Genomic DNA, 21,526 nt, shown 5'->3' on the forward strand with positions numbered 1-21,526 from the left:
TTGAAAAGTCGATGGCGGTGCGAAACCGAAACGGCCGGTCATTGCGCATGGCCATCCCGGCGCACGATGCACGCCTCCCAAACGGCCACCAACCGTGCGAGCACCTCGCGTAATTCGGCGCGGTGCCCGGATACTTTCCTCACGGCATCGGCGTCGAACGCGATCGCGTCAATTCCATAGGCGCGGCACAGGAAGAGGGCTCGTTCATTATGAAACCTTTGCGAAATGACGGTTAACTCGCGGGCTGAAAACACGGTCCGGGCGCGCAGAATCGAGTCAATGGTGCGCACCCCCGCGGGGTCGAGGAGCAGCACCTCGGCGGGAATCCCGCGATTCATCAGCGCACGCCGCATGTCTTCGGGCTCATTGCAGTCCGGCTCGGTACCGTTGCCGCTTAGGATCAACTTGCGAACCTTCCCGCCGTGGTAAAGGGCAGCGGCCGCCTCCACGCGTGCCCGGAAATATTGGTTGGGCCGCCCGGAAGGGGCTAACCGGGATGTCCCCAGGACGAGGCCGATCTCGCGCGTGGGCACCGCGTCGAGGTCATCATAGAGACGGCCCCGGCCGGCGCTGCCCACCAGGTACTGGGCCCAGACTGCCGTTCCGGCAAAGATAACACCCGAAACGACCAATCCCGCCGGCACCCACGGGAGAACTCCGTTGATCCAGGACTGAAAACTCCGTAAGCTCATGGCGTTCTCGTTCTTCCGGGCATGGCCGGCAACGTTAGGGGAAAGATGCACAGGATTCCAGGCTTCAAAACCGGACGGCATCGATTTTAAGGTATGCGACCGTTCGGGGTTCTGCTAAACGTTCCGGTTGATTCGCTGCCGATATGTCGATGCGCAGTTCCCGGAGTTCCCAGCAGGGCGTCAAAGCACAGGCCGCGCCTGCACATCCGAAAAAAATGCCCGCTCCCGTAAACTCACAGTTGCCCGGCCCGGGGCGTGTCGACGGATCATCGGGCGTACGCTCACCGCTGCTCGTCCCGCCGGGCAGGGCACGCCCTGACGGGCGGCAACCGGCGATGCTCGGCCGGCGCCAGGAGATCAATCTGCAGCTTAACCAGCTCATCGACGCCGCCATCCTGGTCGCATGCCTTTACCTTGCGTACGCGTTCCGGAAGTTCCTAAGTACCCAGATCCCGAGCCTCGACCCGCTGGAGTCCACCACCGCATACCTCTGGCTGGTCGTGCTGATCATCCCGTTCGGGCCGTTGCTCCTGGACCTTCAGGGTTTTTATAACGTTTCCCTCCGGAAAACGGCCGTACGAACCTTTTCCCAAGCCATGCAGGCCCTGTTATGGCTTTGCGTCCTTATCGGGGCGTGCGCGATTCTTTTCAAACTCAGGATCAGCAGCCGCTCCGTGTTGATCCTGTTCACCGGCATCAGCGCCGTGGCCCTGCTTCTGAAGGAGCGAATCCGGATCGCTTACCTGCGCAACCGCGCCCGGCGAGGCCAGTATCGGGAACGGGTGGTGCTGGCGGGATCAACGGAAGAAATTGAACAATTTACCCGCCGGGCCGGCACAGACATGATGGCGGAAGTGGATATTGTCGAGACCATCGACATCTCGCGCGAACCCATTCCCAACCTGGTGCGGGCCTTGCATCAACATTCCGTCGGCCGGGTGATCTTTTCCGCTTCCCGCGCCGAACTCAGCAGGGTCGAAGAAGCGATTGCCGCCTGCGAGGTTGAAGGGGTCGAAGCATGGCTGGTGGCGGATTTTATCAGGACGTCGATTGCTCGACCGGCCTTCGACGCGTTCGGCGCCCAACCGATGCTGGTCTTTCGTTCGACCCCCGATGTCTCGTGGACGCTCCTGGTCAAGCGCACGATTGACCTGCTCGGAGCGCTCGCGGGTCTGGTGCTGCTGGCTCCCCTCCTGCTTGTCGCCGCCCTGGCGATAAAACTGACCAGCCCGGGCCCGGCCATCTTCTCGCAGGAACGCTGCGGCAAACACGGGCGGCCGTTCCGCATGTACAAATTCCGGTCCATGTACTCGGATGCCGAGCAGCGACGGCACGAACTGGAAGCGTACAACCAGATGAGCGGCCCGGTCTTCAAGCTCGATGACGACCCGCGCATCACCCCGCTCGGGCGCATCCTGCGGAAGTACAGCATCGACGAACTCCCGCAATTGGTGAACGTGTTGCTCGGGCACATGAGCCTCGTGGGGCCGCGCCCGCTGCCGACTTATGAGGTTGAAAACTTCGCCAACACGGCGCAGCGCCGGCGCTTGAGCGTGAAACCCGGGTTGACCTGCCTCTGGCAGATCAGCGGGCGCAACAAAGTCCGGGACTTTGAAACCTGGGTGAAGCTCGACCTTGAGTACATCGATAACTGGTCGATCTGGCTGGATGTTCGCATCCTCCTGCACACCGTGCCGGCGGTCTTGTTCGCCGACGGAGCCACGTAGGGCGGCCAGTGAAACGCCACAAATGCCACAAGCGGAAAAATGCCACGCATGACCGATTTCGGTTTGTAGATTGCCTGGCGTTCTTCGGCTCGTGGCATTGGTTCGCCTGCAACGATGAGGATGCCACAAGCGGTAAAACGGCATGGACGCCATGGATGACCGGCGCCCCAGCTGTGGCATCCTGCTTTACCACGCCGGTGGAATCTTTTGATTCCTCAGCCGTGTGGTGTCAGGGAGGGAGGTCCCGAATCAGGTACGCTTCCGCTTCTATTTGTGGCATTTTTCCGCTTGTGGCATTTGTAGCATTCCATCCACTCCTCATCGGGCGCCGATCGGCTCGTAGAACCGCAACGCGTCGACCTCGGACACCAGTTCCTTCAAAGGGTAAGCCGTCCGTTCATCCGGCTGGGCGGGATCCTGAATCAGGTAATCGAACCCTTGCTTGCCGGAGATCACGACAAAGTGGGTAACCCCGCTGGCCAGACGCACCCGGACAATCACCGGATTTCTCCGCAACAAGTTCTCGTCGATAAGGTGGTAAGAAGGCAGGTCTTCATAGTGAGCGACCGGCTTCGGCTGGACGGCAGCCGCCTTTTCCCAGTACAGCCAGCCCTGCGGTGTATAGCCTTCGTGCGCGGTCAAAAACTGATTGAGCCGATCGGGATCAACCTCCACCCCATAATAAGCCAGGACCATGGCGGCGCTGGTCACGGCGCAGCCCTCAGCGCCCAGAGAGGATGAGGTCGGCCCGAGCGGTTCCTCCGCCCAGCGCGGGTCGGCTTGGCAGAAATGACGCACGGGCAACTCATACCGATTGATGAAGTAAAGGCCCCCTGAAGCCGAGACCCGCCGCAACCCGAAGTAATACCAGGATCCGATCGCTCCCAGGGCAGACAGGAACAGCGCGATCAGCGTTAACCCCGCGATGATTCGAAACCAAAACCTCCGTCGTGCGCCGGCCACCGCCAATTCTATAACAGCGGAGTTGCTGTGTAAAATTTTGGTGTTACTCTCGGACTTACGGTGGATCTTACCACTTTCACCGATACGGATTCATGAGCCTTAGCGCCTCCTATTACAATCGCAAGGTTCTACTTGCCGTAGTGATCATCGTACCGTTGGTGGTCGCAGGGGTCTTTTACCTTGTGTCGTTGGAGCTGAGCGCCGATCAGGAGCGGGCGATGCAGGCACTCCGCCGTACGAACGAAGTGATTGCACGCGTCAACGACCTGAGCCGCTCGCTGCACGAAGCGGAAAGCGGTGCACGCGGATACCTGCTGACCGGTGATCCCCTTTACCTCACGCATGTCCGATACGCGCGTCTGCAGTCCCTCATCCTGCTGCCTTACCTGGAGCGATTGATGCAGGATGACCTCCTGCAGTCACAACGGCTGGTGGAGCTGCGAACCGCCATCCACGACAAGTTTGCGGACGTGGAACAGCTCATTGGCTTGGTGGAGACGCGCCGCCGGGACGACGCGGTCCGGCTTTTCAACGAGCACGCCGGGCTGAAAAAAATGCGCTCCATCCGCGCAACCCTGGACGTGATCGGCGACGAGGAACAAAAGGTGCTCGCAGCGGGCCGAAAGGCCGTTCGCACCAAGATGACGGTCCGCGAAAACCTGTTTACCGCATTACTGTTTCTGGCTGCGAGCGTGGTGGTGGGGGCCGGCATCCTGGCGCTTCGCGTCCAGCAGTTGCAGGGCATCATTACGATTTGCGCGTGGACCCAGCGCGTGAATTATAAGGGACGATGGATGCGCATGGAAGAATTCCTCTGGGAACGGTTTCGCGTCAGAGTTTCGCATGGAATTTCCGAGGAGGCGTTTGACGGGGTGATGGGTATCGTTGGCAAGAACCTCACGGTTTCCGACCATCGCGGCGACCGGGCGGCAGAGGTGAAGCACGACGATGGGCGGCAGACGACGCGTTGGGGTTAGCCTTGCCCGTTTCACGCCTCGTCCTTACGGCGTTCGTCAGCCTGCTGTTGCTTGGTCTGGCCGGCTGCGCTGACATTGGGAGTTCATCGGGCAGCCGCAGCACGCTTTGGCGTATTCAAGGCGAGCACAACGTCGTTTACCTCCTTGGGTCGGTTCACACGCTGCCCAGGAGCGCTTACCCGCTGAAACCCGCCTTGCAACGGGCCTTCGATGAGTCGCAGCGAGTCGTTTTCGAGATCAATCTCGGGAACGTTACGTCCCGGAACGTCACCCAGGAATTCAAGCGCACCGGGTTCTATCCTCCCGGCGAGACCCTCGCCGAACACGTATCCCCGGGTACGGCCGCCATCCTGCGGCGTACACTGCCTCAGCTGGGCATTTCGTGGGAAAGCGTGCAGCGTTTCCGGCCGTGGTTCCTTGCTGAGCTGTTAAGCTCGCGGTACATCGAAGCGGTCGGTTTCCATGCGGACCTCGGCATCGACGAATACTTTTACCGGCAGGCGCGTGCCAGACGCAAGGCGGTCCAGGGACTCGAAACCCTCCGCGATCAGGCTGAGATTCTGAGCCGCTTTACCGACCGTCAGAGTGAGGAGTATTTACGGTCGACCCTGACCGGGTTGCCGGCCTATTCTGCCGTGCTGCGCGTGGTGGTCACGGCATGGCAGAACGGCCAGATTGACCTGCTTGATCAATTATTGAACCAGAACGAGCGCAATGATCCGCGGGAGTTTCGCCTCTTGTTCGCCGATCGCAACGCCAAATGGCTGCCGGAGATCGAAGGCTTTACCCACCGCCGGGAAAACGTGCTCGTCGTCGTCGGCACCGGGCACCTGGTCGGCAGCGACGGCGTGATCGAGACCTTGCGCCGCCGCGGCTTCCACGTGCAGCAGATGTGACCGGTGCCGGGTTCGGAGTTCGGAGTTCGGAGCTCGGAGTTCGGAGGCGTCGTAGAACCGGGTCCGATCACCGCCGAGGGTCACGCTCACCGGGCGGGAAGACGGAATCATCCGCAGAACACGCAGCAAAGAAAAGAGCATCCACAGATTACACAGATTGACACAGATTAAGGTCACACGGCGGCCGTAGCGGGTGTAGCGGGCACGACGTAAGAGTTCACACGGCGAGCCACGGCGACCACGGCGGGGAGAAGAGATACAGACTTGACGTCGGCGACTCTTCCCCAAGCTCGTGGCCGACACCCGTTAGTCGTTAGGCGCCACTTCTTCATTTATGGCATTTTTCCGCTTGTGGCATTTGTGGCATTCTCTGCCGCTCCGAACCCCGAACCCCGCACTCCGAACTTTCCCTATTCGTCCCGGCTCGCCGGCTCTGCCCGGAGCGCTTCGGACACCTTCTCGATCTTGATCAGGTTGGTTCTTCCCGGGGCGTTGTAAGGCGTTCCGGCGGCGATCGCCAGAACATCATCGCCTTTGGCGTGCAAGACCGTGGTGGCGGCTTCGGCGCTCTTCCTGACCAGGTCTGACGTAGAGGTCAGGGGCGGCATCAGCACCGGGTGCACCCCCCAGGTCAACGACATACGCCGGCAGGCCTCCTCACTCGAGCAGAGGGCCAGGACCGGTATCCTGGGCCGATGGCACGCCACCCGGCGGGCGGTTGTGCCCGAGGTGGTGGCCGCAACGATGGCGCGCGCCGAGACCGAGCGCGCGATAAATTGCGTCGCCTGCCCGACCGCGGCATCCAGGTCCGGGCTCTCGCCCAGGCCGGCGGGTCCGGGCAACTCGCCGTTGATCCAGGCCTGTTCGGTACGAAGGGCGATCGTGGCCATCGTCGACACCGCTTCAATCGGGAATTTTCCGACCGCCGATTCGGCCGACAGCATCACAGCGTCAGTCCCGTCCAGGATCGCATTTGCCACGTCCGCAGCCTCAGCCCGAGTCGGCTTATGGTAAGTGATCATCGATTCCAGCATCTGCGTGGCGGTGATCACCGGCACACCCACGCGCCGGCAAGAGGCGATGATGCGTTTCTGCGCAATCGGCACGTCTTCAAAACTCATTTCCAGCGCCAGATCGCCTCGCGCCACCATCACGCCGTACGACTCTTTTACGACATTTTCGATGTCTTCCAGCGCGTTTTGCCGCTCGATTTTCGCCACCACCGGGACTTCGACTCCCCGCTCAGCCAGCGCCTGCTTGAGGAGGCGCACGTCCGAAGCGGACTGAACAAACGAGAGCGCCAGAAAATCGAACCCCTCGGTCACCGCGAAGTCGAGGTCGATGTAGTCTTTGGTGGTCAGTGAGGGAAGCGAGACGAGTCGGTTCTTCAGATTCACGCCCTTGTTGCTCTTGAGTTCTCCGCCACGGGCGACCTCACAGAGCACATCGTGGTTAGGGCGAATTTCAAGCACGTGCAATTCTATGTTGCCGTCATCCAGCAGGATCACCGCCCCGGGAATAACGTCGTGCGACAATCCTTTGAAGCTGACGGCCACTTTCTCCGGCGTACCAAGGACGGGTTCGGACGTCAGAACCAGCTGGCCGCCGACCGTCAACTCGATCGCGCCATTCTGCATCTCGCCTACTCGGATCCGCGGACCGCGCAGGTCACCCAGGATACCAACAAACACGCCCATCTCTCGAGACACCTTACGAATTCTTTCTACGAGGGGTCTCGTCTGTTCAGCCGGGCCGTGGGAGAAGTTTAACCGCGCCACGTCCATCCCGGCCTCAATCAGGCGTCGCAACATCTCCTCGGTGTTGCTGGCGGGCCCGATTGTCGCTACAATTTTCGTTCGTTTCGCAGGTCGTGCCATCGGCGGCACAGTGGCTCATGCTGAAAACCTCCACAAGAGCGAACCGACACCTTCTTTGAAGAATGAGGTTAACGCCTGGCAGGTGCGTGGTGACTCGTGGCCTGCAACCGGCAGCGGGTGTTCGGCGGGGAACAGCGAGGCACCGTTGCCGAAACGCGGAATTGACGCGATACGGCGCAGGGCCCGCTTCCGGTGCCGGATTGTCGCTGGGCGTACCGGCTACGAATCTCCCGTCACCCGTTACAGCCGGCGGGGCAGGCCGTTGCCGGTCAGACCGCGTCCTGAACCTCAATCCCGATGAATCTCAGGGCCCGTATCGCCGCATCCAGCTGCGTCTGGCGCACAAGGACGTAATCGGTATCGTAGGTGCCGATGGGCAAAATGCCGACGCCTGCCTGGGCGAGCGGCGCAGCCACCGACACCAGGAGACCGACCAGGTTCAGGTCAAAGGGTCCCTGCAGCCGGAAAGCACGCCAATCGCGGCTGGCCTCGATCTCCGGCGCGATACATTCCTCGGGGCAGATTACGGTAAGGTCCTCACGGGTACGGGTAATCGAAACGAACGTTCCTTTTTCGGCCCATACCGGGACAGAAGCGCCGGCGTCAAGGCGGCAGATGGCGAGGTGTTCAGGTAAAATCGAAACCGTAAGCTTGGAGCGCGACATAACGGAGTAATCGACCGTATTAGCGTGGGATGTAAAACCTCGCGCAAATTTGCGAAACCGCAAACAGGAATTTAGGCGCGGAGCCGGCGGGCGATCGGCCGGGACCGGTGCCGGAGCCTCAAGCCCGCGCCTCCGCGGTTTCGACCAGACGATCACGGCGGCGCAATTCCGGGAACCAGAGCATCCATAACCCAACCACCAAGAGGGTGCCGAGCCCGCCGGCCACCACGGAGGGTACCGTCCCGATCAAGGCAGCGACGGTACCCGACTCAAACTCTCCAAGTTCATTTGAGGCGCCGATAAACACCGAATTCACGGCGGCAACCCGGCCGCGCATGGCGTCGGGCGTGTCGGCCTGGACCAGCGTTTGGCGGATGACCACGCTCACCATATCGGAGGCTCCGAGGACAAAGAGGAAGGGCAGCGCAAACGCCAGCGAAGGTGAAAGGCCGAATCCGATCGTGGCAAGCCCAAAGACGGCCACGGCTTGAAACATGCGCAGGCCGGTCCGGCGTCCGAGCGGGCGGTGGGCGATGATGCCGGCCATCAAGAGTGCGCCCAGGGCGGGCATGCTCCGCAAGAGGCCCAGCCCCCACGGGCCGGCATGATAAAGGTCACGCGCATAGATCGGCAAAAGAGCGGTTGCCCCGCCGAACAGCACGGCGAAAAGGTCAAGGCTGATCGCTCCGAAGATGACCGGGCGCGCCCAGATGTAATGGATCCCGGCGACGAGCGTCTTCCAGGTGGTCTGGGACCGGGGCACCTGCTGGCGCGGCGTCCTGAGGAACACGAGGAGCAGCAGGCACACCAGAAAGAGTGCGGCCACGGCGCCGAAAACCATCGTACCGCCGAAGGCATAGAGCAGACCGCCCAACGCCGGGCCGGCCACGCTGGCCAGTTGCCAGGCGCTGGAACTTAACGCGATCGCATTCCCGAGGCGGCCGGGCTGCACAAGGTTCGCGAGGAGAGCTTGAGAAGCAGGGTTTGCGAAGGCCCTGGCTGAACCGATCAGCAAGGCCAGAACATAAAGCGGCCAGATTATGGCGATTCCCAGTGCAGTGAAACTGATCAACGCAAGTGCGCAGCCCGTCATCACCCCGTAAGAGGCAAGGAGGATCTTCCGCCGGTCGATGACGTCAGCCAGGTGGCCGGTCACCAGGGCCAAGGCGACGCTGGGCAGAAAACCCATCAGGCCGATGATGCCAAGCGCAAACGGGCGGTGGGACAACGAATAGACGAGCCAGCCCATGGCAACCGTTTGCATCTGCCAACCCAGGCCGCCCAGGAAACGCGCGCTCCAGAAAAGCGCAAAGTTGCGGTCCGCGAAGGCAGCCCAACCGCCGGTACCGGGGCGGGGGCCGGCCTTCATAAGGACGGCCAGGCGCACCTGAACGCGGCACCCCAGGCCGGCCCGACGGCCGGAAGGTGGCTTGCGCAGCCTGCCTTACCGGCAGGAAGCGGTGAGCGCAACGAAAAAATCTGCCGCATAGATCGGGAGTGCCGGACTGCCGGGCACCCGCCAACTAAACCCGGGAATCCCGCCGCTGGCAAACGCGGGACGGTAATTCCCGGCAGCCGGATCCGGGTACTCCCAAAATGCTTGCCCCGGGCACCGGCCCACCCTGGCTTCGAGTTGCAAATCCTTCGTCGCAGTGCATGGTGAGCCCTCTTTGGCATGCAGAAGCTTCCAGGGTTCCGTGACTTTTACCCGAATGAATGCACGTTCCGAAACTACGTTTTCGAAACGTGGCGCCGCGTTGCGCGCAATTACGGGTTCCAGGAATATGACGGTCCCACGCTTGAGCCGACTGACCTTTACCGGAAAAAAAGCGGCGAGGAACTGAAGACGCAGCTCTTCCGCTTTGATGACCCGGGTGAGCGTGATGTCTGCATGCGGCCGGAAATGACGCCCACCCTGGCCCGGCTGGTGGCGGCCCGGGAACGCGACTTCCGGAAACCGATCAAATGGTTCAGCATCGCGCCGTTCTTCCGGTTCGAGAAGGCGCAGCGGGGCCGGCTGCGCGAATTTTACCAGCTCAATTGCGACCTGATCGGCGACGCCTCGCCGGCCGCGGATGCTGAACTCCTCGCCCTTACGGTGGCGCTGTTCCGTTCTTTCGGTCTGACCCAAAATGATTTCTACGTTCGCCTCAACAACCGCGAACTCTGGGCCCGCTTTCTCGCCGATCGCGGCATGCCGGCGGAGCGGCTGCCGGAATTTCTGGCCGTCATCGACAAGCTCGAACGGGATGAAGAAGGCACGACGTCAAAGAAACTGGGCGCGTTCGGGCTGAACCTGGAGGAGGTGAAACGGTTCGTGGCCACCCCGACGGACCAACTGCCCGGCTTCGAAGAGTTATTCCGGGAACTGCAGCTCCGGGAGTTGGAACCGTTCATTGAGGTTGACCTTACCATCGTGCGCGGCCTCGATTACTACACCGGTCTCGTTTTCGAGGTGTTTGACCGCAGCCGGCAAAACCGGGCCCTGGCCGGGGGAGGCCGGTACGACGGCCTTATCAAAACCATCAGCGACGGCGACGTCGATCTCCCGGCGGCCGGTTTTGCCATCGGCGACGTGGTTCTCGGCAATCTGATCGAGGAGGTTGAGCACGCCCGGACCCGCGCCGAGGCCTACCGGCGGGCGGCGCGGCTTCAGGCGTTCGTGATCGTGGCCGCCGAAGAACGGCGCGCCGAGGCCCTGAAGCTGGTCGAGCAACTGCGAAGCCAGGGCTGCGCCACCGATTACAGCCTGCACCCGATGAAAGTGGGCAAACAATTTCAGCTGGCCGAAGCTGCCGGCGCACAATACGCGCTGGTCGTCGGCCAGGAATGGCCGTCGCTCAAAATCAAACGCCTCGCCGACCGCGTCGAGGAAACCGTGTCGCTGCCGGAACTTTCTCAAAAGCTTGGCCTGACGCCCCCATATGTACCGCACCCATACCTGTAACGAACTCCGATCGCCTGATATCGGCCGGCAAGTGACGCTGGCCGGCTGGGTGGCCTCGCGCCGGGACCATGGCGGCGTGATCTTTATCGATCTCCGGGACAGGGAAGGACTGACCCAGGTCGTTTTCCGCCCGGAATTAAACGCGAGCGTGGCGGAAGCGGCCCACACGGTGCACGATGAGGACGTCGTCCAGGTTCACGGCAAGGTGGTGGAACGAATCCCGGGGACCGTTAACCCGAAACTCGATACGGGCGAAATCGAAGTGGTTGCGTCCGAACTCGTCGTCCTCAACCGCGCCGCCCCCCTGCCCTTCCCCCTGGACGCGCACGTCAGCAACGAGGATCTGCGGCTGGCCTACCGCTACCTGGACCTGCGGCGTCCCGCCATGCTCCAAAACCTGCGCACGCGGCATACCCTCAACCGGGTCACGCGGGAGTACCTTGACCGGCACGGCTTCATCGAGGTGGAAACGCCCATTTTGTCGAAAAGCACCCCCGAGGGCGCCCGGGAATTCCTGGTGCCGAGCCGCGTTTACCCCGGCCGGTTCTACGCTTTATCGCAATCACCTCAGCAGTTTAAACAGCTCCTGATGGTAGGCGGCATTGAGCGTTATTATCAGATCGCCAAATGCTTCCGTGACGAGGACCCGCGTGCGGATCGCATCACCGAACTGACCCAGATTGACCTGGAAGCTTCGTTCATCGAGCGTGAGGACGTTATCCGGCTCGTCGAAGGGCTTCTGGCCGAGATTTTCCGGGCAACCCGCGGCATTAACGTGCCGGTCCCATTCCTCCGGCTCACCTATCGGGAGGCCATGGACCGCTTCGGAAGCGACAAGCCCGATATGCGCTTCGGCGTCGACCTGGTCGATTTCAGCGACACATTCCGGGATTCCCAGTTCAAGGTTTTCCGGGGCGCACTCGACCAGGGAGGCGTGGTGAAGGCCATCAACGCCAAAGGGTTCGCCGGCGTCACCACGGGCCAGATTGACGAACTCACCGAACTGGCCAAGTCCAGCGGCGCCAGGGGCCTTGCCTTCATCAAGGTCGAAAACGGCGAGTGGAAGTCGCCGATCACCAAGTTCCTGAGCGATTTCGAAAAGGCAGCCTTGCAGGAGAAACTGGCGATCGAGGAAGGCGATCTGATTCTGTTCGGCGCCGGCCAATGGGAAACGGTCTGCACGGTTCTCGGGCGCATTCGCTTGCGCATCGCCGAACTCTGCGCGCTGGAGCGCGATCCGGCTGACCTCAAATTCCTTTGGGTACTCGATTTTCCGCTGATGGCCTATGATGCCGCGGACAACAAATGGAACGCGATGCACCACCCGTTTACGCGGCCCAAAGCCGAGGACATTCCGCTCCTGGAACGCGGTGAGTACGGCAAGGTCCGCGCGGAAGCCTACGACGTTGTGCTTAATGGCGTTGAGATCGGCGGGGGCAGCATCCGGATCCATGAGGGGGATCTGCAGGCAAAACAGTTCGCGGCACTAGGCATTTCACCCGAGCAGCAACAAAAACTGTTCCGCCATTTGCTCGAAGCATTCCGGTACGGCGCACCGCCGCACGGTGGCATCGCTTTGGGCATCGACCGTTTGCTGATGCTCATTACGGACACCGCCAACATCCGCGACGTGATCGCCTTTCCGAAAAACAGCCGTGGTTTTGACCTATTAACGGAAGCGCCGAGCCCGGTCAGTGATCGCCAGCTTCGCGAACTCCATCTCCAGGCCCGCAAACCACAGTAGAGACAAGCAGCGGTCAATGCCGCTCAATTTCGGGGTGCCGGCGGGGCGAGCGAACGGGCGTAACGATGACCCGCGCGCCCATTGACCCCGAAACGGTCAAAGATCAAAGAAACGAAGCCCAGGATTGTAGCCCGGGCCCCGGCCCGTTCTTGCGAGCCGCCAGCGCGCTACTTCTTCCCGGGGCTCGGGTTGCCGACGGCGCCCGGACCCTTGTTCGTTCCCGCGCCCTCGTTCTCGCCCGTGCTGTCGGCTTCGGGCGTCCCGCCGGCTCCCGGCTGGGCAGCAGCGGCCGCGGCACCACCAGCAGCAGCGGCACCCGCCGCCTCCTTCTTGATACCTAAAAGCTCCACGTCGAACACCAGGGTCGAACCCGGCTGGATCGTGTCGCCCGCACCCTCATCACCGTAGGCCAGGTCGGAAGGAATGTAGAGCTTCCACTTCGAACCGACCGGCATGAGCTTGAGCGCTTCCGTCCACCCCTTGATCACCCCGTTCACGGGGAAACTCACCGGGCCCCCGTTCTTTTCAGAGCTGTCGAATTCCTGGCCGTTCGTCAACGTGCCGCGGTAATTCGTCTCAACCACGTCCGTATCCTTCGGCTTCGGGCCGTTGCCGTCTTTCTCCACCTTGTACTGCAAGCCGCTCGGCAGCGTCTTCACCCCCGCCTTCTTCGCATTCTCGTCCAGAAACTTTTTCCCTTCGGCTTTGTTTTTTTCGGCCAGATCCTTCATCTCGGTCTGCTTCTTGGCCATCGCCGCCTGCTGCTTCTGAATCAGCTGTTTCTGGAAGCCCTGCAGCGTCTGCTGGATTTCCTGATCATTCAGCGCCGGAGACCTCTTTGCCAGGATGTCCGAGAGTCCCTGAACGAGAGCCTGTTGGTTAAGGTCGACGTCAAGCCGCTGCAACGTGCGGGCGATGTCTACACCCAGGCTGTAGCTCAGTTTGTCCTTGTCGTCCTTCAGGGTGGAGGTACCGGCGGAGGCGGACGGCGCGCTCGCTGACGAAGAAGCCTGCGGGGAACCGGACGGCTGGAGATCTTGCGCGTAGGCTGGAAGTACGCACAGCGAAGCGGCAAAAAGGAGCCATTTCATTAGCATTTGCCCAGATTCACACAAAGCGCTAAGGCCGCAACCAGAAAATCGGCCTCACCAAGCCCGCACGGCTTCAAAGGCGTCAATCCCTCAGTCGCTCTCGTCCATCGTGTCGGGCGTATTCTCGTCCGGCTGCTCTTCCCGTTCCGGCTTTTTCGCTTTTTCCTTGTCCTTCCTGACGCTAGGGTCATTTTTGAAGAGCTCGCGCAGGAGCTCTCCAATCATCGGCGCCGCGGCGGTCCCGCCGTGAACACCCTCGCCTACCGCACCTTCATAGATCGCTGCATACGCGTATTTGGGCGATTCCGCCGGCGCAAACCCGGCAAACCACGCAGCGGTGCGCTCCTTACTTTTCGGCCCCCACTGGGCGGTGCCGGTCTTGCCCGCAACCTTGACGCCTTCAACGCCTGCCGAACCCGCCGTCCCGCCCCGGCCGGATACCACCCCGATCATCCCTTGCCGGATCTGCTGCATCGTCACCGGGCTCAGGCGCAGCATATCCTTGGCCCGGGGGGCATAGCTGTAAACGACTTCATTGTCGACCGTCTGGATCTGGCGCACCATGCGCGTCTGGTACAGCGTTCCACCGTTGCCGATCGTGGCCATCGTCTGCGCCATCTGCACCGGCGAGATCAGAATGTCGCCTTGCCCGATCGAAAAGTTCGCCAGATCGCCGGGCGCGAACCGGCGATGGTAGGTGGCCTGCATGTACTCGTTCGTCGGGATCCTGCCCTCGGCCTCCCCGTTCAGAAGCAACCCCGTTCGTTTACCCAGGCCGAGCCGTTCCGCCCAGGTCACCATGACGTCGGCCCCCAGCTTCAAACCGAGCTGGTAGAACCACGTGTTGCAGGATTGCGTGAGCGCCTCCGGGAAAGTCAGGTCACCCTGGTCGCTCTTGCGCCAGTTATGAAAAATCAGGTTGCCGATCTGCATCGCGGATGAACAATCAAACGCGTCGTCCGGATCGAGCTTATTGCTCTGAAAAGCTGCAACCCCCATAATTACTTTAAAAGTAGAACCGGCTGGGTAAGCCGACCGGTAGGCCCGCGGAAGCAGCGGCAGGGTCGGATCTTTATCCAACGCGGCGTATTTCTGTTCGGAGATCGCCGGCACAAAATCGTTGGGATTGATGGTCGGCCATGAAGCCAGGGCCAATACGTCACCATTGTTCGGGTCCAGCACCACGATGGCCCCGCCCCGCTTCGCGCGCTTTTGGAGGATCCGCTCTGCGAGTTGTTGCATCTTCAGATCCAGCGTAGTCACCACGTTGTAACCCGGCTCCGGGGCGATGGTAATCCGTTCGCCGGTTTTGCGCCCATCCCGGTCAAACGTCAGGTCGAGCTGCCCCGGTTTACCGTGCAACTGGTCATCGAACGTCTGTTCGAGCCCTTCGCGTCCCTCGCTTTCCGGCCAGAGCGGCTCGTTATTCTGAATCGTTTTAGTGCTGAGCCGGCCGGTTTTACCCGTATACCCGATCACGTGACCGGCCGTCGCCCCCTGGGGGTACGTGCGCACGTAAATCGGACGCAGGATAAGTTCGCTCGGCAGACGACTTTTCAGCGATTCGACTTCATTTGCCGGCAGATCCGTCGCGATGTCGAACGGAATCACCCCGCGATTGCGGTAATGTTGGACCACGGCTTCATCGGAAAAGCTGATTGGCCGCCGGGTCAGGGCCCGGGCCACCTCCGCCTGCTTCCGGGCGAACTCCCGGATCTGGGGATCGGTGAAGGTCAGGGGGGTAGGGAACGAAACGCTCAGGTTATAGCTTACCCGATTAACGGCAAAGGCTTCACCGTTCCGGTCCACGATCTGGCCGCGGGGCGCGGGGATGGTCAACACGTACGCCGCAGCCCGGCGCTGCGTTTCCCAGCTCGGGATCAGCGTGGTCGCGCCGTCTGCCTCCGGCGCATTGCCCTCAGCTGCAAGACACCCGGAATGCAAGACCAGCACGAGCGGCAACCAGGCAAAACGGGCAAGCTGACATCTCATGGAGCGCTTAAATCATCACCGGTTTCGAATCGACGCAACCACTTTGTCACACGGGGGATTTGAGATGCCGGAAATTCCCCGACATGAAAAATCCCGCCACTGGCGGAAACCGAAGACCGGTATCAATCCATGGCTTCTCCATTCGCGGCATTTTTCGGCTTGCGGCATTTGCGGTGTCCTGCCCGGAGCCTTGAATGCGGCTCAGTCATTTGTGGCATTTTTCCGCTTGTAGCATTTGTGGCATTGTCAAGCCGCTCTCACGACCGGCTTAGGAAGTGCACGACCGTTTCCGCGAGCCTCTCGTTGAGGCCGGCCGCCGCGGCAATTTCAGCCGCCGAGGCTTTCCGGAGCCGCTCCACGGACCCGAAGTGCTGAAGTAGTTTCTGTTTCCGGGTGGTGGAAATGCCCGGGCAATCATCCAGGATGCTCTCGCTGATCCGCCGTTTCATCAGCAACTGGTGAAAGCCGTTGGCAAAACGGTGCGCCTCATCCCGAATCCGCTGGAGCAGCTGCAACGCACCGGAATCGTCGGGGAGCTGCAACGGAACCGGACGGCCCGGCCGATAAATCTCTTCAAACTCTTTCGCCAGACCGATGATGGGCACATTTTCCAACCCGAGCCGTTCCATCTCGCGGCAGGCGGAGCTCAGCTGTCCTTTGCCGCCATCGACGATAACCAGATCAGGCAACCGCACTTGATGGTCGCTCCGCCCGACCCGGGCGAGCGCCTCGTCCACCGGTTCCTGGTCATATTCGGCAAGGTCCGGCCGGGCGGCGCGTCCCTCCATTAGGACCCGGGAGTAACGCCGTCGGATGACCTCGGCCATGCTGGCAAAGTCGTTCTGGCCCTCGACGGTCCGGATCCTGTACCGGCGGTAATTGGGTTTGTCGGGGACCCCGTTCCGGAAGCAGACCATGGAGGCCACGATGTGGGTCGTCGAGATGTTCGAGATGTCGAAGCACTCCATGAGCGCCGGCGGCGCCGGCAGTTGCAGGGCATCGGCCAGCGCCTTCAGGTCGGCCGCCGGATCCACCGTGCTTGGAAGCGTTTTGCGGGTAAAACGGCGCATCGGCTTCGTGGTCCGCCGCAGGTCCTCAAGCATGTTGCGGAGTTCGGCCGCCTTCTCGAACTCGAGCTTGGCCGCGGCGCTCCTCATCTCCTCCTCGAGTTCCTTGAGCAATTCGGCGGTGCGACCGTCAAGAAACTCACAGGCGCGCAGGACTCGTTCCTTGTATTCTTCGAGGCTTACCTTGCGGATACAAGGCGCTGAACAATTTTTGATGATGTGGTCCAGGCAGCGCCGGTAGTCAGTTTCCCCCGGCTCAGCCACCCGGCAGGAGCGCAGCCCGAACTCCTTGCGCATCCAGTTAAGGGTACTCCGGAGCGACCCCGAATGCGCGAAGGGACCAAAGTAGCGGCACCCGTCATCCTGGCGGAAGCGGGTAAGCTGGAACCGGGGGATGGGATCGTTCAGGTTAACCTTGACGAGCAAAAAACGCTTATCATCCCGGAAACTGATATTGTATTTCGGCCTATATTCCTTGATCAGCTTACCTTCCAGCAGGAGCGCCTCAGGCTCGTTGCGGACCACGTGAAGTTCGAAATCCCATACCGAATCATACAGGGCGCGATTCTTGAGATCGGCTTTCTGCTGGTTTGATGGGAGAAAGTGCTGGGCGAGGCGTTTGCGCAGGTCGCGTGCTTTGCCGACGTAGATGACGCGGTTCAGCCGGTCCTTCATGAGGTAAACGCCCGGCTTATGCGGAACTTCATGCAGCCGTTTGGTCAGGTCAGGCCTCTCATTCAGAACCACAGGCTCCATTAACCAATCTAACCGCGCCTGTCCCTACCGTCCAGCGAGGCGGGCGCACGGCGGGCGACTAAAGTTCAGCGGCGATCTGCCGCCGTCTAAGTTTGATGATCCCGCTCTGCCGGCCGCGGCGGAGGCCTTCGTTGTTTGGTTTGCATCTCCCTGGGGAGTGGTTTTAAATATGCACGGTCCTGAATGAATTTTGTTGCGTTACTGGTTTATCCGCTTTTGGCGCAGGCGGCGGAAAGTTCACCAGCGCCTGCCGCAAGCCCGCAAGCGACGCTGCTGAAGCTTATGCAGGCAGGCGGCTGGGTTATGATCCCGCTGCTGGTTGCGTCGATCATCACGCTGACGCTGGTCCTCGTCTGCATGTTCAGCCTGCGGCGCGGAACGGTCGTGTCCCGACGGTTCATGGAGACCGCCGATGCCTTGCTGCGCAAGCGCGATTACCTTGGCCTGATCGCGATCTCGAACCGGCATTCGGAGGCGGTGGCGCGCATCACTTCGAAGACCCTGGATTTTGCAACCAAAAACCCGTCGGCACCGCTTTCAGCGGTCCGGGAGGTGGCCGAGGCCGAAGGCGCACGGCTGGCCAGCAATCTTAACCGGCGCGTCACCTACCTGGCCGACATTGCCACCCTGGCGCCGATGCTGGGTCTGCTCGGCACGGTGGTCGGCATCATCAACTCCTTCGGCGTGCTCGCCAACAACACCTCCCAGCCCCGGCAGATGCTGCTCGCCGGCGGTGTCGCCCAGGCCCTGGTGACCACAGCCGCGGGCCTTATCATCGGGATTGTCGCCATGGTCTTCTATTCACTTTACCGCGGCAGGGTTGCGTCCATGATATCCGATCTGGAGGCGGCGAGCTCCCACATCCTCAATACACTCGTCATCCAGCAGCAGCGCCGGCAAGAGCGATCCAGGGTGCTCGAGGGCGGCGAAGTCTGAAAGCCGGCCGGCAGACCATGACGACCATCACGGGATGAACTTTCGACGCTACGCCGAGCCCAGGATCCTCGGGTTCATGATCGCCCCGATGATCGACATCCTGCTTGTCGTGCTGGTCTTCTTTATCGTAACTTGGAATTTCGCTCTCACGGAAAACGAGCTTGACGTAAGGGTGCCGAGCGCCTCAAAGGCAAACGAGCCGCAGCCGTACGTCGGGCAGGTGGTCATCAACATCCGGGCAGATGGTACGATCGTCGTTAACCGGCAGCCGAAAACCGGGCCGCAGCTTCTCCAGCAGCTTAAAAAGCTGGCGCAGCTGTATCCGGACCAAGCCGTGATTGTGCGCGGGGATGAAAACGTCAACTACAAACATATTGTCGAAGTGCTGGATATCTGCCGCCAGGCCGACATTTGGAATGTGGCTTTCGCCACGGGGAAACCAGAGCAATGAACTGTCGCCTTCACCTATGGGCCGCCGTGCCCCTGATATCCCTTCTAAGCAGTGGTCCTCTGGGGGCACAGGAAGTTCGGCGCGCCCTGCCGGTGGAAACGCCGGAAGCCGTGCAATCCATGCCCCGTGCCTCGGGCATCGTACCGCGCGCTCTGCCGGTTATCCCCGACGCCGGCGCCCCTTCCATTCTCGATCAGAATATTAATCCGGCCGCCGTCAAGACGCTTAAGCCTGAACCGACGCCCGCCTCGCCCGGCACCGTCGCCGAACCTGACGTGAAGGCGAAGGAGGTTCAGAATAATAATGACGAGATCCGTCTCGCGCCCGGTAACGGCGCCGCTGCCGATTCCGGCGATCCGGCCAAGACGCAGCTCGGAATAGCCGATGGCCTCTACCTCCGCAAGATGTACGATCTCGCGATCCCGGAGTACGAGAAATACCTCGGAGAGTTCGAAGCCGATGCCGATCGGGCCTCAGCCATGTACCGGCTGGCGGAATGTTACGCCAAGCTGGGCCAGGAGGTTCCTGCACTGAACACCTACCGGCTCCTTATCGATGAGGTCGGGCAGGGTGAGTTTGTCGGCAGCGCCGCTTTTCGCCTTGCAACGCGCGCCTTTGACCGCAGAGATTATCTCGAAGCGGCTCCCCTCTTCGGCAAGGCCTACGACAACGCCAAGGCGCCCGAGATCAAGGTCACGGCCCGCTATTATCAAGCCAAGTGCCTCGAACTGGTGGGGCGGAAAGCCGATGCCCGCGGCGTGTACGAGGACGTCGTGCGCAGCAACAACGACAAGAATCCTTACCGCGACGCCGCCAACCTCTCCCTGGCTTACCTGGCCTTGGAGAACAACGAAAAACCTGGGGCCCTGGCCCGCTTCGACCAACTCGGGCGCGAAGCGGTCAAACCGGTGGTCCGGGCGGAGGCGCTCACGCGTGCCGGGATTCTCGCGAGTGACCTTAAACAGCGCGACAAAGCCGAACAGTATTTCAAGGACGCAGTTGCGTTGAACACGCCGGGCAAGTGGAAGCAGGTCGCCCAGCTCGAACTCATGAAGCTGCAATACGACGGGGACCGGTTCTCTCAGGTCCTCGACTCGTTCAGCAGAAATGCATCTTCCCTAAGCGATGAGACCCGCCCGACGGTGCTGCTGATGGTGGCGAATTCCTACCGGCAGCTTGGCAAGTATCCGAAAGCGCTCGAGGTCTACAACCAATTGTTGCGCCGCTACCCCGATGCGGCGGAAGCAGCCGACGCCCGCTTCCAGCGTCTGGTCACCCTCGACGTGACCAAGGATCCGAACCTCGTACCCGAAGTCGATGCGTTTCTCGCCACCAACCCTGCGCGCGACCGTGCCGATAAAGCCAAACTGCTGAAAGCGCAAACGCTCGTCCAGCAGAACAAATACCAGGCGGCTGCGGCGCTCTACCTGGAACTTGGCCAGTCCTCGCTGCCGGACGCTTACCGGGCTGATTGCTGTTATGCGGCTGGCTACAGCCTAAGCCAGGTCAACGATGTGCCGGGGGCGATCGAGGCGTTCTCTGTTCTGATCAATCGGTATCCCCATTACAAGATGATCACCAAGGCGCTGCTGAAACGCGCCTTGCTCTACCAGAGCGAGCGCAATTATGCGGCGGCCATTGCTGACTTCAACCAGGTCATTATTTCCCAGGGCAACCCCGGGACGACGCCTGAACGGGAAACGGCTTTGCTGGAGAAAGGGCTCACGCTCGGCCAGCAACAGGATTACCTGCAGATGAGCGCCACGTTCCGCCAGTTGCTGCAGGAATACCCTCACAGCAGCGGTGCCGCTCAGGCAAATTACTGGATTGGCTGGGCTGCATTCGAAGCAAAGCGCTACGCCGATGCCATGGGGCCCCTGAACGAGGCGCGCAAGTTGAATCCCGGGGATTACGCCGAAAAAGTGGCGCTCAGGCTTCTTTTCTGCAACCAGGTGCTTAACCGGCCTGAGGATGCAGCCCGTGAAATCGACAATTTCACGCAGGGAGACCTCAAACGGGTTTCGATCGTGGCCGACGGCTGCCGGTGGGTCGGCGGGCAGTTTTATACTGCGCGGAATTTCGCCGGCACCGCCAAATACCTCGGTTTAATCGCCAAGAGCGATGAACGCGGCAGGCTTGATGCGGCAACCTGGTTGATGCTGGGCCGGTCCGACATTGAGCAGAAACAGTTTTCCGACGCCATTGAAGCGGTTAACGCTTACCTCGCCGCCACGACCGATCCCGCCGACCGGGCACAGGGCTTTCTTGCCTTAGGCCGGGCGCAACTTGGGGCGATTCAGGCGGATGCCGCGACAAAATCGGCTGAACAAGCGATGAGCCTGCAACCGGAGGGCCGGCTGAATGCCGACGCACGCATGCTCATCGGAGACATCGACGCGAGCAAAGGCGATTATGAGACGGCAGCCAAATCTTACCTGAGCGTGGCCGTCCTCTATGAAGACCCTGAGGTCACGCCCCACGCCTTGGATGCTGCGTACCGGGCGTTCCAGAAGGCCGGCAATCAGGATCAAGCCTCCAAGACCCTTTCCGAACTTAAGAATCGCTATCCTACCTACGAAATGCGGGCCTCAGCCAGCTGAGTTCCGTCACACGGCGGGCACGGCGGGTGTGGCGGGCACCACGTAAGAGTTCACACGGCGAACACGGCGGGCCACGGCGAACACGGCGAGAAGATTAAATCATCCGCAGAACACGCAGAGGAAGGCATCCATACCTCACGCGGGT

The 21,526-nt window shown here is 61.2% G+C and carries 16 protein-coding genes; 8 read left to right on the forward strand and 8 right to left on the reverse strand.

What is annotated here, in order from left to right; translation table 11 throughout:
* Nucleotides 1-38: 38 nt before the first annotated feature.
* A complete protein-coding gene (locus JO015_03700; protein ID MBV9998198.1) occupies nt 39-773 on the reverse strand; it encodes a YdcF family protein in 735 nt (244 codons plus the stop codon).
* A 254-nt stretch (nt 774-1,027) separates the two neighbouring features.
* Between JO015_03700 and JO015_03705 the strand changes: the two genes are divergently transcribed.
* Nucleotides 1,028-2,419, forward strand: a complete 1,392-nt coding sequence (locus JO015_03705) for a sugar transferase (GenBank protein MBV9998199.1) — start codon at nt 1,028-1,030, stop codon at nt 2,417-2,419.
* Between the two features lie 318 nt (nt 2,420-2,737).
* Here JO015_03705 and JO015_03710 read toward each other — a convergent pair whose 3' ends face one another.
* On the reverse strand, nt 2,738-3,382 hold the full coding sequence (locus JO015_03710) for a C39 family peptidase (GenBank protein ID MBV9998200.1): 645 nt from the start codon (nt 3,380-3,382) through the stop codon (nt 2,738-2,740).
* A gap of 92 nt (nt 3,383-3,474) precedes the next feature.
* Between JO015_03710 and JO015_03715 the strand changes: the two genes are divergently transcribed.
* Both JO015_03715 and JO015_03720 read left to right on the forward strand, forming a co-directional pair.
* Nucleotides 3,475-4,359 (forward strand): CHASE3 domain-containing protein, encoded by an 885-nt coding sequence (locus tag JO015_03715; GenBank protein ID MBV9998201.1) that lies wholly within the window; start codon nt 3,475-3,477, stop codon nt 4,357-4,359.
* 2 nt (nt 4,360-4,361) lie between these two features.
* Nucleotides 4,362-5,255 carry a TraB/GumN family protein gene (locus JO015_03720; protein MBV9998202.1) on the forward strand — a complete coding sequence of 298 codons (894 nt, stop codon included), beginning with the start codon at nt 4,362-4,364 and terminating at the stop codon, nt 5,253-5,255.
* A gap of 410 nt (nt 5,256-5,665) precedes the next feature.
* On the opposite strand, the gene pyk is transcribed toward JO015_03720, so the two are convergent.
* The 3 genes from pyk to JO015_03735 form a co-directional block, all read right to left on the reverse strand.
* Nucleotides 5,666-7,132, reverse strand: a complete 1,467-nt coding sequence (gene pyk, locus JO015_03725) for a pyruvate kinase (protein MBV9998203.1) — start codon at nt 7,130-7,132, stop codon at nt 5,666-5,668.
* 269 nt (nt 7,133-7,401) lie between these two features.
* Nucleotides 7,402-7,797, reverse strand: a complete 396-nt coding sequence (locus JO015_03730; GenBank protein ID MBV9998204.1) for an ACT domain-containing protein — start codon at nt 7,795-7,797, stop codon at nt 7,402-7,404.
* Between the two features lie 118 nt (nt 7,798-7,915).
* The gene (locus tag JO015_03735; GenBank protein MBV9998205.1) at nt 7,916-9,166 is read right to left on the reverse strand and encodes an MFS transporter; all 1,251 of its coding nucleotides are present in this window, start codon (nt 9,164-9,166) and stop codon (nt 7,916-7,918) included.
* Between the two features lie 306 nt (nt 9,167-9,472).
* Here JO015_03735 and hisS point away from each other — a divergent pair, with 306 nt between their 5' ends.
* Together hisS and aspS are read left to right on the forward strand one after the other, a co-directional pair.
* Nucleotides 9,473-10,744 carry a histidine--tRNA ligase gene (gene hisS / locus JO015_03740; protein ID MBV9998206.1) on the forward strand — a complete coding sequence of 424 codons (1,272 nt, stop codon included), beginning with the start codon at nt 9,473-9,475 and terminating at the stop codon, nt 10,742-10,744.
* Complete coding sequence (gene aspS, locus JO015_03745) at nt 10,722-12,488, forward strand: aspartate--tRNA ligase (GenBank protein ID MBV9998207.1); 1,767 nt, start codon at nt 10,722-10,724, stop codon at nt 12,486-12,488. The genes hisS and aspS overlap by 23 nt, the downstream gene beginning before the upstream one ends.
* 167 nt (nt 12,489-12,655) lie before the next feature.
* On the opposite strand, the gene JO015_03750 is transcribed toward aspS, so the two are convergent.
* The 3 genes from JO015_03750 to JO015_03760 form a co-directional block, all read right to left on the reverse strand.
* Nucleotides 12,656-13,579: an FKBP-type peptidyl-prolyl cis-trans isomerase gene (locus JO015_03750; protein MBV9998208.1), complete on the reverse strand. Its 924-nt coding sequence runs from the start codon at nt 13,577-13,579 to the stop codon at nt 12,656-12,658.
* A 90-nt stretch (nt 13,580-13,669) separates the two neighbouring features.
* The gene (gene mrdA, locus JO015_03755) at nt 13,670-15,571 is read right to left on the reverse strand and encodes a penicillin-binding protein 2 (GenBank protein MBV9998209.1); all 1,902 of its coding nucleotides are present in this window, start codon (nt 15,569-15,571) and stop codon (nt 13,670-13,672) included.
* 257 nt (nt 15,572-15,828) lie between these two features.
* The gene (locus JO015_03760) at nt 15,829-17,313 is read right to left on the reverse strand and encodes an excinuclease ABC subunit UvrC (GenBank protein ID MBV9998210.1); all 1,485 of its coding nucleotides are present in this window, start codon (nt 17,311-17,313) and stop codon (nt 15,829-15,831) included.
* Between the two features lie 264 nt (nt 17,314-17,577).
* Here JO015_03760 and JO015_03765 point away from each other — a divergent pair, with 264 nt between their 5' ends.
* From JO015_03765 to JO015_03775, 3 genes are read left to right on the forward strand one after another with little or no spacing between them, the layout of a single operon-like run.
* Nucleotides 17,578-18,330 (forward strand): MotA/TolQ/ExbB proton channel family protein, encoded by a 753-nt coding sequence (locus JO015_03765; protein MBV9998211.1) that lies wholly within the window; start codon nt 17,578-17,580, stop codon nt 18,328-18,330.
* Nucleotides 18,331-18,364: 34 nt separating this feature from the next.
* Nucleotides 18,365-18,781, forward strand: a complete 417-nt coding sequence (locus JO015_03770) for a biopolymer transporter ExbD (GenBank protein MBV9998212.1) — start codon at nt 18,365-18,367, stop codon at nt 18,779-18,781.
* Entirely contained in the window at nt 18,778-21,381 is a 2,604-nt protein-coding gene (locus JO015_03775) for a tetratricopeptide repeat protein (protein ID MBV9998213.1), read from the forward strand. Before JO015_03770 ends, JO015_03775 begins: the two co-directional genes overlap by 4 nt.
* Nucleotides 21,382-21,526 lie beyond the last annotated feature (145 nt).

The organism is Verrucomicrobiota bacterium (genome assembly GCA_019247695.1).
Lineage (GTDB): Bacteria > Verrucomicrobiota > Verrucomicrobiia > Chthoniobacterales > JAFAMB01 > JAFBAP01.